General features: G+C 71.9%; 14 protein-coding genes and 2 pseudogenes. 7 read left to right on the top strand and 9 right to left on the bottom strand.

All coding sequences use genetic code 11. The annotated features are described in order from the left end of the window. Positions 1 to 41: 41 nt before the first annotated feature. The 4 genes and pseudogenes from ACOBQB_RS15020 to ACOBQB_RS15005 all read right to left on the bottom strand — a co-directional run. Positions 42 to 525 (bottom strand): annotated as a pseudogene (locus ACOBQB_RS15020) (MFS transporter); the annotation flags it as partial. A 225-nt stretch (positions 526 to 750) separates the two neighbouring features. Then, positions 751 to 1,866, bottom strand: a complete 1,116-nt coding sequence (locus tag ACOBQB_RS15015) for a hypothetical protein (protein ID WP_423592184.1) — start codon at positions 1,864 to 1,866, stop codon at positions 751 to 753. Positions 1,867 to 1,988: 122 nt separating this feature from the next. Next, a pseudogene (locus ACOBQB_RS15010) lies at positions 1,989 to 3,055 on the bottom strand (hypothetical protein). Between the two features lie 76 nt (positions 3,056 to 3,131). Next, positions 3,132 to 4,106, bottom strand: a complete 975-nt coding sequence (locus ACOBQB_RS15005) for a hypothetical protein (RefSeq protein ID WP_423592182.1) — start codon at positions 4,104 to 4,106, stop codon at positions 3,132 to 3,134. An 81-nt stretch (positions 4,107 to 4,187) separates the two neighbouring features. Between ACOBQB_RS15005 and ACOBQB_RS15000 the strand changes: the two genes are divergently transcribed. Continuing rightward, entirely contained in the window at positions 4,188 to 4,646 is a 459-nt protein-coding gene (locus tag ACOBQB_RS15000; RefSeq protein ID WP_423592180.1) for a DUF4442 domain-containing protein, read from the top strand. A gap of 126 nt (positions 4,647 to 4,772) precedes the next feature. After that, on the top strand, positions 4,773 to 5,450 hold the full coding sequence (locus tag ACOBQB_RS14995; protein ID WP_423592178.1) for a DedA family protein: 678 nt from the start codon (positions 4,773 to 4,775) through the stop codon (positions 5,448 to 5,450). 22 nt (positions 5,451 to 5,472) lie between these two features. Here the strand turns inward: ACOBQB_RS14995 and ACOBQB_RS14990 are convergent, their stop codons facing one another. Continuing rightward, positions 5,473 to 6,006, bottom strand: a complete 534-nt coding sequence (locus ACOBQB_RS14990; protein WP_423592176.1) for a gamma carbonic anhydrase family protein — start codon at positions 6,004 to 6,006, stop codon at positions 5,473 to 5,475. Positions 6,007 to 6,150: 144 nt separating this feature from the next. On the opposite strand from ACOBQB_RS14990, the gene ACOBQB_RS14985 reads away from it, so the two are divergent. Next, on the top strand, positions 6,151 to 6,897 hold the full coding sequence (locus ACOBQB_RS14985; RefSeq protein ID WP_423592175.1) for an acyltransferase: 747 nt from the start codon (positions 6,151 to 6,153) through the stop codon (positions 6,895 to 6,897). A 71-nt stretch (positions 6,898 to 6,968) separates the two neighbouring features. On the opposite strand, the gene ACOBQB_RS14980 is transcribed toward ACOBQB_RS14985, so the two are convergent. Next, entirely contained in the window at positions 6,969 to 7,832 is an 864-nt protein-coding gene (locus tag ACOBQB_RS14980; RefSeq protein ID WP_423592173.1) for an EamA family transporter, read from the bottom strand. A 104-nt stretch (positions 7,833 to 7,936) separates the two neighbouring features. Between ACOBQB_RS14980 and ACOBQB_RS14975 the strand changes: the two genes are divergently transcribed. Then, positions 7,937 to 8,521 carry a helix-turn-helix domain-containing protein gene (locus ACOBQB_RS14975; protein ID WP_423592171.1) on the top strand — a complete coding sequence of 195 codons (585 nt, stop codon included), beginning with the start codon at positions 7,937 to 7,939 and terminating at the stop codon, positions 8,519 to 8,521. A gap of 43 nt (positions 8,522 to 8,564) precedes the next feature. Beyond that, positions 8,565 to 9,125 carry a YbaK/EbsC family protein gene (locus tag ACOBQB_RS14970; protein ID WP_423592170.1) on the top strand — a complete coding sequence of 187 codons (561 nt, stop codon included), beginning with the start codon at positions 8,565 to 8,567 and terminating at the stop codon, positions 9,123 to 9,125. Between the two features lie 25 nt (positions 9,126 to 9,150). Here ACOBQB_RS14970 and ACOBQB_RS14965 read toward each other — a convergent pair whose 3' ends face one another. Both ACOBQB_RS14965 and ACOBQB_RS14960 read right to left on the bottom strand, forming a co-directional pair. Next, positions 9,151 to 10,323 (bottom strand): acyl-CoA dehydrogenase family protein, encoded by a 1,173-nt coding sequence (locus ACOBQB_RS14965; RefSeq protein WP_423592169.1) that lies wholly within the window; start codon positions 10,321 to 10,323, stop codon positions 9,151 to 9,153. After that, complete coding sequence (locus ACOBQB_RS14960; protein ID WP_423592167.1) at positions 10,320 to 11,516, bottom strand: CaiB/BaiF CoA transferase family protein; 1,197 nt, start codon at positions 11,514 to 11,516, stop codon at positions 10,320 to 10,322. Before ACOBQB_RS14960 ends, ACOBQB_RS14965 begins: the two co-directional genes overlap by 4 nt. Positions 11,517 to 11,867: 351 nt before the next feature. On the opposite strand from ACOBQB_RS14960, the gene ACOBQB_RS14955 reads away from it, so the two are divergent. Together ACOBQB_RS14955 and ACOBQB_RS14950 are read left to right on the top strand one after the other, a co-directional pair. Further along, positions 11,868 to 12,617, top strand: a complete 750-nt coding sequence (locus ACOBQB_RS14955) for a GNAT family N-acetyltransferase (RefSeq protein ID WP_423592166.1) — start codon at positions 11,868 to 11,870, stop codon at positions 12,615 to 12,617. Continuing rightward, on the top strand, positions 12,614 to 13,447 hold the full coding sequence (locus ACOBQB_RS14950) for a lysophospholipid acyltransferase family protein (RefSeq protein WP_423592164.1): 834 nt from the start codon (positions 12,614 to 12,616) through the stop codon (positions 13,445 to 13,447). Before ACOBQB_RS14955 ends, ACOBQB_RS14950 begins: the two co-directional genes overlap by 4 nt. Here ACOBQB_RS14950 and ACOBQB_RS14945 read toward each other — a convergent pair. Beyond that, a complete protein-coding gene (locus tag ACOBQB_RS14945) occupies positions 13,425 to 14,420 on the bottom strand; it encodes a chitinase (protein ID WP_423598484.1) in 996 nt (331 codons plus the stop codon). The two genes, ACOBQB_RS14950 and ACOBQB_RS14945, sit on opposite strands and share 23 nt — an antisense overlap. Between the last annotated feature and the right edge of the window lie 140 nt (positions 14,421 to 14,560).

Below are 14,560 nucleotides of genomic sequence, written 5' to 3'. Positions count from 1 at the left end.
TCGGGGATGCGGGGGCCGTACGCGACGAGGACGCCGTCCTCTCAGCCGAGCCGCCCGACGGGGGCTTCGGCGTCCGCTGAGGTCGAGGTGCTCACCTCCGCGGAGCCCTCGGCGCGCGGCGTGGGCACGGTCACCTCCGTGGTACGCCGCGTCAGATTGCGTACGTCGGGGACGAACAGGAGCGCCGCCGTCACGAGCACCACGAACACCGCGCAGCCCCACAGCGACGGGCCGCGCCCAAGCGCCGACTCCGCGGGGCCCGCCAGGGCCGTGGCGAGAGGCACCATCGCGATCGAGCCGACCCAGTCGTAGGCGGAGACGCGCGACAGCTTCTCCTCCGGGACCTCCTGGTGCATCGTGGTCATCCATCATCCAGGAGACGCCGAACACCTCGATGGCCACGCCGCTGACGAACATCACCGCGGCAAGCCCGGCCACCGGCAGCGGCACGGCCGGCGCCGCCGAGGGCGCGGCCGGCGGAAAGACGCAGAGGGTGCCCGCGAGCAGCAGCCGCCGCGGCTTCCAGAACGGCGAACGCCGCCGCGATCAACGCCCCGTGGCTCCCGAGGTTCGTCACGATCGCGGCGGCGGTCAGCAGCGTGGAGTTGCGACCCGCCCGACTCGGGCGGCGGCGCGGCACGGAGGCGGTTCCTTCACCCGGGGACTGTCCCCGGGGGCGGGCTCACTTGCCAAACCGTTTGTTCTCGTGGCTCAGAACGCGCCGCGCGGCTCGGAGCGGGCCGCGCGGCCTCAGGACTCGTCGGTCGCGGCCTCGCTCCACCGCACGGTGTCCAGGATCTTCTTCACCGTGGCGTCGGAGACCTCTTCCTTGACGCCCTTGGCGCCGTAAAGGGTCCAGGCCACGTACTCGCCGGCCTCGTTCTTGAAGGCGAACGTGGTGGCCTTGCCCTCCGAGTCGCACTTGGCGGACGTGGCGGCGCCGGACGTCGTCGACGTCGCGAGACTGCCCTTGACACCGGACTTGGTGGTGTACTCCTCGACCTCGCCGATCTTGATCTTCTTCTTGTCGGCCTTGGTCTGCTCGGTGTAGCCGCCGAAGACCCACCAGGCCGAGTCGTTGCGCGCGACGTCCTTGGTGTTCTTGGCGCCGTTCTGGCCCTTGGTGCCGACGACGGCGAGCGAGGTGTCGTCGGGCTCGCCGTCCTTGTCGTCGTCCGACGTGCACCACTTCTCTTTGTAGACCGCGGGCGCGGACATGCCGATGATCGCCTTCGTGCCCTTGTCCTTGCGGTCGTCGAAGCCGGTGAAGGTGTCCGGCGTCTCGACTTTCCAGTCCGCCGGGACGTCGAAGGCGGTGCCCCACTTGGGGTTCACCACGACCTGCCAGCCGGGGATCGTCGGCTTGTCCTCGCCGCCCTCGCCGCGTTCGTTCCCGTCGCTGGTGGGCGTCGGGCTCGGCTTCTTCGTCACGGACTTCGAGGGCTTCGCCGGGCCCGCGTTGTCGTCCTTGCCTTCTTCGTCACCGCCGAGGACCAGGAAGCCGGTGACACCGGCCGCCACCACCACGGCGAGCGAGGCGACGATGGCGGTGATCTTCGTCTTGTTGCCGCCACCTCCGCCCTGGCCGCCACCGCTCCGCTGCGGCAGTCCGGGCGGCGGCGTCGGGGCGGACCACTGCGGCTGCGGCTGCTCGGGCTGTGAGAACCCGCCCGAGTGCGACTGCTGGTAGCCACCGGCGGGCACCTGCTGCGGGTAACCGCCCGCGGGCGGCTGCTGATACCCCGGCTGCTGATACCCCGGCTGCTGGTAGGGGTTCGGCGCCTGGTACCCCGGCTGCTGGTACGGGTTGTGATTCTGGTCCTGCGGGTTCTGCTCGCCCCCGGGCGGCTGCTGTTCTGGCCACATGGCCAGTAACCATAGAGGTGCCGGGGGCCGGGTGCCACGGGCGTCCCCCCGGGCCGGCCCCGGCCTGCCGCCGACGGGGAGCAGCAAGGGGAGCAGAAAGGGGCGGAAAGAGATGGAAAGCGTCAGGATTCCGTCGGCTCGCCGTGGGTGCGCACCGTGCTGAGGATCTTCATCACCGTCTCCTCGGGTATCTCGTCCTTCACCCCGCGCGCCCCATAGAGGCTCCACGCGACGTAGTCGCCCGCGGAGTTCTTGAAGCCGAAGGTGATCGCCTTGCCGTCGGAGGCGCACTTGCCCTGCTGGGGCGTGTTCGTGGACTCGGCGCGGGCGATGCTGCCCTTGATGCCGGACTTGGTGGTGTACGGCTGCGCCTTCTCGTCGGACGTGAAGCTCTTCTTGTCCGGCTGGGTGTAACCGGCGTAGACCCACCAGGCGACCTGGTTGACCGCGACCTGATCGGTGTTCTTCGCGCCCTTGGCGCCCTTGGTGCCGACGGCGGCGAGTTCGTGGTCCTCGCTCCTGCCGTCCTTGTCGTCGTCGGTGACGCACCACGCGGGCTTGAGATACGCGGGCGCCGACATCGTCATGAGCGGCTCGCCCGTCTTGTTGTCCTCGAAGGCGATCGCGGACCCGGGGTTCTGCACCTCCCACTCGGGCGGTACGTCGAAGGCCGTGCCCCACCGGGGGTTCACCACGACGTGCCAGCCCTTGATGGTCGGCTTGAGGCCGTTGTCCGTACCGCGCTCGCTGTCGTCGCCGTCATCCGGGGCGGCACCCGGATTCTCGGGGGCGGCCTGCGAGGGGGAGTCGGCCCGGGCGCCCCCCTCGTCCTTCTTGTCCTTGTCGCCGCCGAGGACGAGGAACCCGGTCACGCCCGCGGCGACGACCACGGTGGCGGCGGTCACGAGAGAGATGACCTTGACCTTGTCGCTGCCCTTGCCGCCGCCCTTGTTGCCGCCGTCCGGAGCCTGCGGCGCTCCGGCCGGGACGGTCGGCGCGCTCCACTGGCCGTGGCCCTGGCCATGGGCCGGCCCTGCGGTGCGGTCGCCGGCTGCTGGTAGGGGTTCGGCGCCTGATAGCCCGGCTGCTGATACGGGTTGGGCTGCTGATACCCCGGCCGCTGGTACGGGTTGTGATGCTGGTCCCGCGGGTTCTGCTCGCCCCCGGGCGGCTGCTGTCCTGGCCACATGGCCGCACACGATACGGGCAGCGCTCGTTCAAGATCACATGGGCCCCCGGAAGCCGGGCGCGGCCCGCGAAGCCGGTCAGTCCTCGGCCGTCTCGTACTCACGCACGGTCGAGACGATCTTCTTCACGGTCGCGTCCGGAAGCTCCTCCCGCACGCCCCTCGCGCCGTGGAAGGACCAGGAGGCGAACTTGCCCGCGGAATCCTTGAAGGCGAACACCGTGGCCTTGCCGTCGGAGTCGCACTTTCCCTGCTTGTCGACACCCGCCGAAGTGGCGCTCGCCAGGCTGCCCTTGAGGCCCGACTTCGTGGTGTACGACTCCACGGGGCCGGTCGTGACCTTCTTCCTGTCGGGCTGCGTGTAGGGGCCGTAGACCCACATGGTCGCGTCGTGCCGTGCGATCTGCTCGGTGCTGTTGGCGTCCTTGTTGCCGCGGGTGCCCGCGGCGGCCAGCGGGACGTAGTCCTTGACTCCGTCCTTGTCCTCGTCGCTTTCGCACCACTTCTCCTTGTAGTAGGCGGGGGCGGCGTAGGCGACGAGGAACGGCGCCGATTCGTCGTCGGCGTCCTTCTCCTCCACATATCCGCCGGCCCAGTCCCTCGATTCCAGGGACCACTCGGGAGGTACGTCGAAGGCGATGCCGCGCTTCGGGTTCACGACGACCTTCCAGCCGGGCACGGTGGGTCCGGGGGCGGCGCCCGCGCGGGGGTTGTCGGCGGAGCCGGACGCGGACGGGCCGGGTGCGGAACCGGACTTCGCCGGGCCGGGCTCCGCGGAGTCCCCCTTCCCGCCGCCGAGGAGCAGGGCCCCGGTGACGCCCGCGGCCACCACGACGGCCGCCGCCGCGGTGAGGGCGATCAGCTTGGTCCGCCTGCCGTTGCCCCGCGGGGGCTCGGGCGCGCCGCCCCGCGGCTCGCCGGGCATGGTGGGCGCCTGCCGAGGGGCCTGCTGCGCATAGGGGTTGGGCTGCTGGTACCCCGGCTGCCGGTACGGGTTCTGGTCCTGGCCCGGCTGGTTCGGTTCGCCCCCGGGCGGCTGCTGTCCATGCCACATGGGCGTTCACGATAGGGGACGGTGATCCGCGAGGCGGAGGGGCCTGGTCATTCGACTCTACTCGTGGGTAACATCGCCGTCATGAGCGCAGACCAGATGTCGATCGGCGAGATGCTCGCCGCCACGGTGCCGATGGCCAGGACCCTGAACCTCGAATTCCGGGAGACCGCGCCGGACAAGGCCGTGGTGGCCCTGCCCGACCAGAGCGAGTACCACAACCACGTCGGCGGCCCGCACGCCGGCGCCATGTTCACGCTGGGTGAGTCCGCGAGCGGGGCCATCGTCCTCGCCGCGTTCGGCGCGCAGCTCTCCCGCGCCGTGCCGCTCGCCGTCAGCGCCGAGATCGCGTACAAGAAGCTCGCCATGGGCCCCGTGACGGCCACGGCGACGCTCGGCCGCCCGGCGCGGGACGTGATCGCCGAACTCGACGCCGGACAGCGCCCCGAGTTCCCGGTCGCCGTCGAGATCCGCCGCGCGGACGGCGCGGTGACCGGCGAGATGACCGTCCTGTGGACCCTCAGGCCCAACGACCCCAGCTGACGGCAGCCCGAAGCGGGCGGCGTCGTTCCGTCCAGGTGATCTCCGACCGGTAGGCTGCGCGGGCGTGCGCGGTTGTGTGGGCGCGTATGCCGGGGGCAAGCACTGGAACTACGGGAGGAACCGGCGTTGCACGTCCAGGAGTGGCTGGAGCACGTACCGGCCGTCAGCATTTACGCGCTGGTGGGAATCGTCATCGGCCTGGAGAGCCTGGGCATTCCGCTGCCCGGTGAGATCGTCCTGGTCTCCGCGGCTCTCCTGTCCTCCCAGCACGGTGACATCGACCCCGTCATCCTCGGTGCCTGCGCCACCGCGGGTGCCATCATCGGGGATTCCATCGGGTACGCCATCGGCCGCAAGGGCGGCCGGCCGCTGCTGGCCTGGCTGGAGCGGAAGTTCCCCAAGCACTTCAGCGCGGCCAACGTCGCGAGCTGCGAGCGGTCCTTCCAGAAGTGGGGCATGTGGGCGGTCTTCTTCGGCCGCTTCGTCGCGCTGCTCCGCATCTTCGCCGGTCCGCTCGCGGGCGTCCTGCGCATGCCGTACTGGAAGTTCCTGATCGCCAACGTTCTCGGCGGCATCGTCTGGGCCGGCGGCACCACCGCCGTCATCTACTACATCGGCGTGGTCGCCGAGGACTGGCTGAAGCGGTTCTCCTACCTCGGGCTCGCCATCGCCGTACTGATCGGCGTCGGGTCCATGCTGTTCGTCAAGCGGCGGGCCAAGAAGGCCGCCGCCGAGGCCGAGGCCACCGCCGGGACCGCCCGCCCCGTGGCGGCCGAGCCGCAGCCCGTCGGCGTCGGCGACTGAGCCGACCGAGCCGACCGAGTGGTCACCCGGCGGCGTGCGCGTCGCGGTGGGCCCTGGCCAGTTCGACGTACATCGAGCCGTTGAGCGAGATGCCCTCGCGCTCCTCGTCGGTGAGCTGCCTGCGCACCTTCGCGGGCACGCCCGCGACGAGCGAGCCCGGGGGCACCCGCATGCCCTGCGGCACCAACGCCTGCGCGGCGACCAGGGAGCCGGCGCCGATCACCGCGCCGTTGAGGACGGTCGCGCCCATCCCGATCAGGCTGTCGTCCTCGACGGTGCACCCGTGCAGGACGGCGTTGTGCCCGACGGACACGCGCGCGCCGACGGTGATGGGGAAGCCCGGGTCGACGTGCAGGCTGCAGTTGTCCTGGATGTTGCTGTCGGCGCCCACGACGATGGGCCCGCAGTCGGCGCGCAGCACCGCGCCGTACCAGGCGCTGGCCCCGGCGTGCAGCGTCACCTCGCCGAGCACGACCGAGGTCGGCGCGGTGAACGCCGCCGTGTCGATCTTCGGATCCTTGCCGCCGATGCCGGTGATGAGTGCCTCGTGGCCCATCGACTCGCTCCCCGCTTCCGTGCGTCTTCCGTGGTGTCGCGCCTGACGGCACCGTACGGGACGGCGCGGCGCACGCGGCCGGGTGGGGTGAAGATCACAGGTTGTGGGCCTGCGGGGGCCGGGGGCACTGAGTAACGTGAGCGCGTGCCGAAGAACAGGAACACGTTCTCATCGCTCGCCGCCGTGCCGCGCCGCCTCGCGCAGCGCGCGGTCCACTCGGGATGGGCGTGGGTGCAGCGCACGGGCGCGGTGACCGCCGCGCATCCAGGACGGCTGCGGTTCGGGGCGATCGGTGAGGGCACGAAGCTCGCCTTCCCGCAGGGCACCGTCTTCGGTGAGCCGTGGATACGGCTCGGCGACCACTGCATCGTCGGCGAGCACGTGACGCTCACCGCGGGAATGATGCCGGACCTCGACCTCGGCCCGGACCCGATTCTGCGCATCGGCAACGGCGTCGTGCTCGGCCGCGGCAGCCATGTCATCGCCGATACGACGGTGACGATAGGCGACGACTGCTACTTCGGGCCCTATGTGTACGTGACGTCCACCAACCACTCCTACGACGATCCGCACACGCCCATCGGCAAGCAGTGGCCGCGGATGGAGTCGGTGGAGATCGGGGCCGGGTGCTGGGTGGGGACGGGCGCGGTGATCCTGCCGGGTGCCCGGATCGGGCGCAATGTCGTGGTCGCCGCGGGGGCCGTCGTGCGGGGAGAGGTTCCCGACCACGCGGTGGTGGCGGGGGCGCCGGCGCGGGTCGTGCGGACGTGGGACGTGGAGGTGGGGTGGCAGCCGCCGTTGCGGACGCCCGCGCCGGTTCCCATCCCTGAGGGGGTTACGCCGGAGCAGTTGATCGCGCTGGGGGAGATGGGGGAGATGGGCAAGGGGTAGGTCGGTGAGTTTTCGGCTGCGGGTCGTGTGTGGCTGGTCGCGCAGTTCCCCGCGCCCCTGGCGGGGCCGTGTCAGCTGGCCAGCAGTACCGTCCCCACCAGCGCCAGGCCCGCTCCCGCCGCCTGGATCCCCCGCAGCCGTTCCTTCAGTACCGCTCGCGCCGCCAGCGCCGTGACCACCGGGTAGACGGAGGAGAGCACGGCGGCGACGGTGACCGGGCCGTTCTGGGCCGCCACCGAGTACGTGCCGTTGGCCGCGACGTCCGCGAGGCCGACGAAGGCGAGGGCGGGGAGCATCGCCCACAGGACGCCGATGCCGGAGCCCTCGGGGAGCGCGGCGCCGCCCCGCTTCACGGAGACGTACAGGGCCGCGCCGCCCGCCGCCACGTTCGTCACGCGCTGCACGAAGAGCGCGAGGAAGAGCCCGGTGAGGCTGCTCGACGCCTCGGCGATCAGCGCCATGACGCCGCCGAAGCCGAACGCGGCGAGCAGGGTGAGCAGGACGGCCTGGCGCTGCACGGGGGCGCCGCGCAGTTCGGGGCCGCCCGCGAGGAGGATGCCCGCCACGGCCACGGCGATGCCCGCGAACTGCGCGAGCCCGGGCCGCTCGCCGAGGAAGAGCCCCACGCCGACCGGCACGGCGACGCCGAGCGAGCCGAGCGGCGAGACGACGCCCATGGGCCCGAGGGCGAGAGCCTTGTAGAACGCGAGCATGGCGACGGGGCCGACCAGGCCCGCGCCGACCGCGAACCACAGCTGCGGCCCCCACTCGGTCCACCCGCCGGTCGCGACCACGACGGCACCGAGCACCAGCACCGCGATCGCCTGCGAGGCCACGACCACCGTGAGGGCGGGGACGCGGCGGGTCAGGAGTCCGCCGCCGAAGTCGGCGAGGCCCCACAGCAAGCTCGTGGCCAGGGCGAACAGTGCGGTCATGGAGGAGCCTCGCAGTACAGTGTGGTGAACCGTCGGGAACTGTCAGGTGCACCGCACGGTAGTTCAGTACAGTGAACTCTGTCATCCAAAATATTGGACGGAATGTGTCGGACCTCGACCAGCTGACCCAGTCGCTCGCGCGCAACCTCAAGCGGTGGCGCAACGAGAGAGGCTTCACCCTCGACGCCCTCGCGGCCCGCGCCGGTGTGAGCCGCGGCATGATCATCCAGATCGAGCAGGCCAGAACCAACCCCAGCGTGGGTATCACGGTGAAGCTCGCGGACGCGCTGGGCGTCAGCATCACCACGCTCCTGGACTACGAACAGGGCCCGCACGTCCGCCTCGTGCCGCCGGAGCAGGCGGTGCGCATGTGGTCCACGGAAGCCGGCAGCAGTACCACGCTCCTGGTCGGGGCCGAGGCGCACGGCCCCTTCGAGCTGTGGTCCTGGCGGTTGATGCCGGGCGACGGGAGCGACTCCGACGCGCATCCGCCGGGCACGATCGAGCTGCTGCACGTGGTGCGGGGCGAACTGACGCTCATCGTGGACGGTGTCGAGCACGCCGTCGCGACGGGCACGGCCGCCACGTTCGAGGCCAACGTCCCGCACGGCTACCACAACAAGGGTGCCGAGCCGCTGGAGATGACCCTGTCGATCTCGGTCCCGCCCGCCCACGCGTCCACCCACTGAGAGCTGTTGGCGCGCCCCGCGCCGAGTGGCCTACCGTGCCGCCATGCGTGCTCCTCTCGGTGATTTCGATGTCGTCCACCCCGCTCCCGAGGTCCTCGACCTGCTGGTCGCACCCGTCGCGGAAGCCGTACGCGGCTGGCGCGGGCCCGTCCCGGCCGACGAGCTGATCCACGTCGACACCGAACCGGAGTGGGCCGACACCGCCACCTTCCTGGAGCACTACGGCCCCGAGCTGCTCTCCCGGTCCGCCAACTGCGTCGTCGTGGCGGGCAAGCGCGGCGGCGAGACCACGCTCGCCGCGTGCGTCGTGCCGTCCGGGACGCGCGTGGACGTGAACGGCGTCGTCCGCCGCCAACTCGGGGCCCGCAAGGCGTCGTTCGCGCCGATGGAGACGGCGACGGGGGAGACCGGTATGGAGTACGGCGGCATCACGCCCATCGGGCTGCCCGCCGCGTGGCCGCTGCTCGTCGACGCCGTCGTCGTCGATCTGCCGTACGTCCTCGTCGGCAGCGGCAGCCGCCGCGGCAAGCTGATCGTGCCGGGCAAGGCCTTCGCCGCGCTGCCGAACGCGGTGGTCATCGAGGGGCTCGGCACCGCCGTCTGATCCGCGGGCAGCGGTGGACGGCGGCTCAGACGTCCAGGCCGCCGCGCGCCACGAGTTGACGGGTGATCACATTGCGCTGGATCTCGTTGGTCCCCTCACCGACGATCATCAACGGCGCGTCGCGGAAGTAGCGTTCGACGTCGAACTCGGTCGAGTAGCCGTTGCCGCCGTGGATGCGGACCGCGTCCAGCGCGATCCGCATGGCCGTCTCCGACGCGAACAGCTTGGCCATGCCGGCCTCCATGTCGACGCGCCGCCCCGCGTCGGCCTCCCGCGCCGCGTGCAGGGTGAGCTGGCGGGCGGCGGAGAGTGAAGTCGACATGTCGGCCAGGTAGTTGCCGATGGACTGGTGCTGCCAGATCGGCACGCCGAACGACTCGCGCTCCTGGGCGTAGCGCAGCGCGTCCTCGAACGCGGCGCGCCCCACGCCGAGCGCGCGAGCGGCCACCTGCAACCGCCCGGTCTCCAGGCCCTTCATCATCTGCCCGAACCCCTTTCCCTCCACGCCGCCGAGCAGCGCGTCGGCCGGTGCGCGGTGGCCGGAGAAGGACAACTCGCAGCTCTCCACGCCCTTGTAGCCGAGCTTCGGCAGATCGCGCGAGACGGTCAGGCCCGGGCCGTGCTCGACGAGCAGGACGGAGATGCCGCGATGGCGGGGCTCGGCGGCGGGGTCGGTCTTGCAGAGCAGCGCGATCAGCTGCGAGCGGCGGGAGTTGGTGATCCAGGTCTTCGCGCCGTCGATGACATACCCGCCGCCGTCCTCGTCACGGCGCGCGAGCGTGCGCAGCGCCTGGAGGTCGGAGCCGCCGCCCGGCTCGGTCAACGCCATCGTCGCGCGCACCTCGCCGGTGGCCATGCGGGGCAGCCAGCGGCTCTTCTGCGCGTCGGTGCCGAAGCGCGCGAGCAGCCCGGCGACGACCGTGTGGCCGCCCATCGCGCCCGCCAGACTCATCCAGCCGCGCGCCAGTTCCTCGGTGATCAGGACGGAGCAAGGGGTGGAGACGGGGGTGCCGCCGTATTCCCCGGGGACGGTGAGCCCGAAGACGCCGAGCTCCTTCATCCCCTCGACGAGCGCCTCGGGATAGGTGTCGGAACGCTCCAACTCCCTGACAGCGGGCCGGACCCTGCGGTCCACGAAGTCCCGCACGGTCGTGACCGCCAGCTGCTCGTCGGGCGGGAGGCTGTCCAGGGCGCTCACCGGCACACCCCCTCGGCGACCAGCCGGGCGATCTCGTCCGGGCCGCGCCCCAGCTCGGCGAGGATCGCCTCGGTGTGCTCGCCCGCCGCCGGCACCGGGTCCATCCGCGGGGCCACACCGGAGAGGTCCGCGGGCGGCAGCAGCGCCTGTACGGGCGACGGCACCCCCGGCACCCGTACGTCCTGCCAGCGCCCGCGCTCGCTCAGCACGGGGTGGTCGAGGAATTCCTGGACCGAGTTGACACCCGCGTTGGCGATGTGGGCCCGGTCGAGGAGCTTCATCGCCTCGTCACCGCCGAGCTCCCGGAAACGTACGGCGATGATCGCGTCCAGGGCGTCCCGGTGCGCCACGCGGTCGGAGCCGGTGGCGAACCGATGGTCGTCGGCCAGCTCGGGGCGGCCGAGGAACTCCCGGCACAGGGCGGCCCATTCGCGTTCGTTCTGCACGGACAGCAGGACGTCCTTGCCGTCGGAGGCGGTGAAGGGACCGTACGGCGCGACCGTCGCGTGCCGGGCGCCGACGCGCGGCGGCTGGGTGCCGCCGTAGCGCGTGTAGTACGCGGGCTGGCTCATCCACTCGGCGAGCGCGTCGAAGAGGGAGACCTCGACGGCCGGGGCGCGGCCGGTCGTCGCCCGGGTGAACAGCGCCGAGAGGATGCCGCTGTAGGCGTACATGCCGCCCGCGATGTCGGCCACGGAGATGCCCACGCGCACCGCCTCGTCCGGGGTGCCGGTGAGCTGGAGCAGCCCCGTCTGGCACTGCACGAGCAGGTCGTACGCTTTGCGGTCCGCCCAGGGGCCGTCGGTGCCGTACCCGCTGATGGTGCAAGGGATGAGGGAGGGGTGGCGGGCCTGGAGCTCCTCGGCGCCGAGACCCATGCGGGCGGCGGCGCCGGGGGCGAGGTTCTGCACGAACACGTCGGCGCCCTCGATGAGTTCGGCGAGAACACGCATTCCGTCCACCGACTTCAGGTCGAGGGTGACGGATTCCTTCGAGCGGTTCAGCCAGACGAAATAGCTGGCCTGGCCGTGCACCGTGGTGTCGTACCGCCGCGCGAAGTCTCCACCGCCGGGCCGTTCGACCTTGATGACGCGCGCGCCCAGATCGGCGAGCTGCCGGGTGGCGAAGGGCGCGGCGACGGCCTGCTCAAGGCTGACGACGGTGATACCGGCGAGGGGGAGGGGAGGTGGCATGCGGCGTTTGTACGGCCTGGCGCGGGGGCGGGTCAATCGGGGCCGGCCGGGGCGAGGGCCGCGGAGGCCGGAAGAGGCCGCAAGAGGCCGGGCCGGAGGTGAGGCCCACCGCCCGTTCTGGACGCGCGCCCGACGCACGGCCGACGCGCGCCTGAAGCGCGAAGTTCAGCCGGTGCCGTCACCGTGCTGAACGTGCCGCGGCGCCCACCGACGCGAGCGGTCCGCCACGCGGCGCCCCCGTCCCCCTACCTCCACTCCCTCCCCTCGACACTCCCTCCCCTCGACACTCCCTCCCCGCGACCCTCCCTCCCCGCGACCCTCCCTCCCCACCGAACCGAGAACGGAAGCGTCATGCCCCCGACATCCCTCGTTCCGACGGTCACCAGCTCATACGTCACTTCCATCGCGGACACCACCGAACAGATCAGGGCCGCCCAGCGCCTGCGTCACCGCGTCTTCGGTGAGGAGATGGGCGCGGCGCTCGACACACCTCTGCCCGGCCACGACATCGACGCCTACGACGACCTCGCCGACCACCTGATCGTCACCGACACCGCGACCGGTGAGGTCGTCGGCACCTACCGGCTGCTGCCTCCCGGCCGTGCCGAACGCTCCTACTCCGAGGGCGAGTTCGACCTGCGTGCCCTCAGCGCCCTGCGGTCCTCCACCGTGGAGGCGGGCCGCTCCTGCGTCCACCCCGACCACCGCTCCGGTGCCGTCATCAACCTCATGTGGTCGGCGCTCGCCCGCTACGTCCTGCTCTCCGGCCACCGCCACCTGGCGGGCTGCGCCTCCGTGCCGCTGGCCGACGGCGGGCGGGCCGCGTCCAGCGCCTGGCTGCTCGGCACCGCCAAGCACGCCGCGCCGCCGGAGCTGCGCGTGCACCCCCGGCTCCCCTGGACCCCCACGGGTGCCGCCCCGGAGCGCCCCACCTACGCCGACCTGCCACCCCTGCTGCGCGGTTACCTCCGCCTCGGCGCGTGGATGTGCGGAGCCCCCGCCCACGATCCGCGGTTCGACGTCGCCGACTTCTTCGTACTCCTCGACACCGAGCGGCTCAGCGCGCGCCACCGCCGCTACTTCCTCGGGGCAAACGCGTGAGGAGCCCTTGGGCGGTCGACCGCGGCTGTCCCGCGAGCTGCGTCGCGGAGCCGGACCCGCGCGTGCCGCCGGGTGAACTCGCCCGCCGGTACACCGCGTTGGCGTACACACTGACCCGGGCCATGGTGCGGGGCGGCCGGCTCGCCGAGCCCCGGATCCTGCGGGGCGAGGCGCGCGCGGTGCTCGGCGCGCTCGGGGTGCGCCTGGAGGTGGCGCGCGCCGCACGGCTGAGCGCGGGGGGCGGCGGCGCGGGCACCCTCGTCGTGGCCAACCACATCTCCTGGCTCGACGTCGTCGCCCTGCTCGCGGTCGAGCCGGTGAGCGTGCTCGCCAAGCGCGAGGTGGGCCGGTGGCCGCTCGTGGGCACGCTGGCCCGGCGGGCGGGGACACGGTTCATCGACAGGGACGGCAGCCCGCGCCGACTCCCCCACGCGGTGGCCGAGTTGGCGCGGGACCTGCGGGGCGGTACGTCCGTTCTCGTCTTTCCCCAGGCGACGACGTGGTGCTCCGCCGCGGGCGGCGACTTCCGGCGGGCCGCTTTCCAGGCGGCGGTGGACGCGGGCGCGACCGTGCGCCCGGTGACGGTCGCCTACCGGCAGGGCGGCGCTCCCAGCGCCGCGGCCGCCTTCCTCGGCGAGGAGGACTTCACCGCCTCGCTGCGCAGGGTGGCGGCCGCGTCCGGACTGGCCGTGCGGGTCACGGTCCACGACCCGCTCACCGGCACCGACCGGCGTTCGCTGGCCGAGGCCGCACGGCGGGCCGTGGCCGGGGTGGCCGCGCCGCTCGGCACAGGGCCCCAGGGCCTGCTCAACTCCGCGTCAACCGCTTGAAGTTGTCCCCGAACGTCCACCCCTTCGAACCGTCCCAGTTGATCGACCACGTCATGAGGCCCTTCAGGCCGCCGCTGTACGTGTTCCACGCCTGGGTCACCAGGGCCGGGGACATGTAGCCGCCGCCCGCGCCGGGTTGGGCCGGGAGGCCCGGGACCTGTTTGTCGTAAGGGACCTTGATCGTGGTGCCCTGGATGACCAGACCCTTGTTGAGGCAGTCCGTCTGCGCGGTGAAGCCCTGGACGGTACCCGCGGAGTAGGAGTCGCCGGAGCAGCCGTACATGCTGCCGTTGTAGTACTGCATGTTGAGCCACCACAGGCGGCCGTTGTCCGCGTACTTCTTGATGATGGGGAGGTACGCGCCCCAGATCGAGCCGTAGACGACGCTGCCGCCGGTGACGTAGGCCGTCTCGGGGGCCATGGTCAGGCCGAAGTTCGCGGGCATCCGCGCGAGGACCCCGTCGATGATGCGGATCAGGTTGGACTGGGACGGCGAGAGCTGGTTGATGTTGCCGCTGCCCACGAGGCCGGTCTCGATGTCGATGTCGATGCCGTCGAAGTTGTACTTCTTGAGGATCGGCACGATCGTCTCGACGAAGCGGTCGGCGACCCTGCTGGAGCTGAGGTCGATCCCGGCCGTCGCGCCGCCGATGGACATCAGGATCGTCGCGCCGGCCGCCTTGGCCTCGCACATCTCGGCGGGCGTCGCGACTTTCACCGTCGCGTCCATGCCGTCCTCCCACAGGACGGTGCCGTCGGAACGGATCACGGGGAAGGCCGCGTTGATCACGTTGTAGCCGTGCTCACGGATGCGCGAGTCGGTGATCGGGGTCCAGCCGAAGGGCGGGTGGACGCCGTTGGCCGCGCCGTCCCAGTTCTCCCAGTAGCCCTGGAGCACCTTCCCCGCGGGCTTCGACTTGACCGCGCACGTGTCGGCCGGGGGCGCGGAGGGGGCCGCCGCGGCGGCCGGCAGTTGTGCGGCACAGGCGAGGGCCAGGGCGGCCCCCAGCAGGCGTAACGTCCGACCGATCACGCTGTGCTCCTTGACTGCGAGGGGGCGAGGAGGCGTGCGTGGTGCGAAGCGTCACAGTAGGAAGGACCGGACCTGGCGTC

It is taken from the genome of Streptomyces sp. G5(2025) (genome assembly GCF_049542075.1).
Classification (GTDB): Bacteria; Actinomycetota; Actinomycetes; order Streptomycetales; family Streptomycetaceae; genus Streptomyces.
The sequence above is the reverse complement of the archived record's forward strand: the minus strand, read 5'-3'. Positions and strand labels throughout refer to the sequence as shown.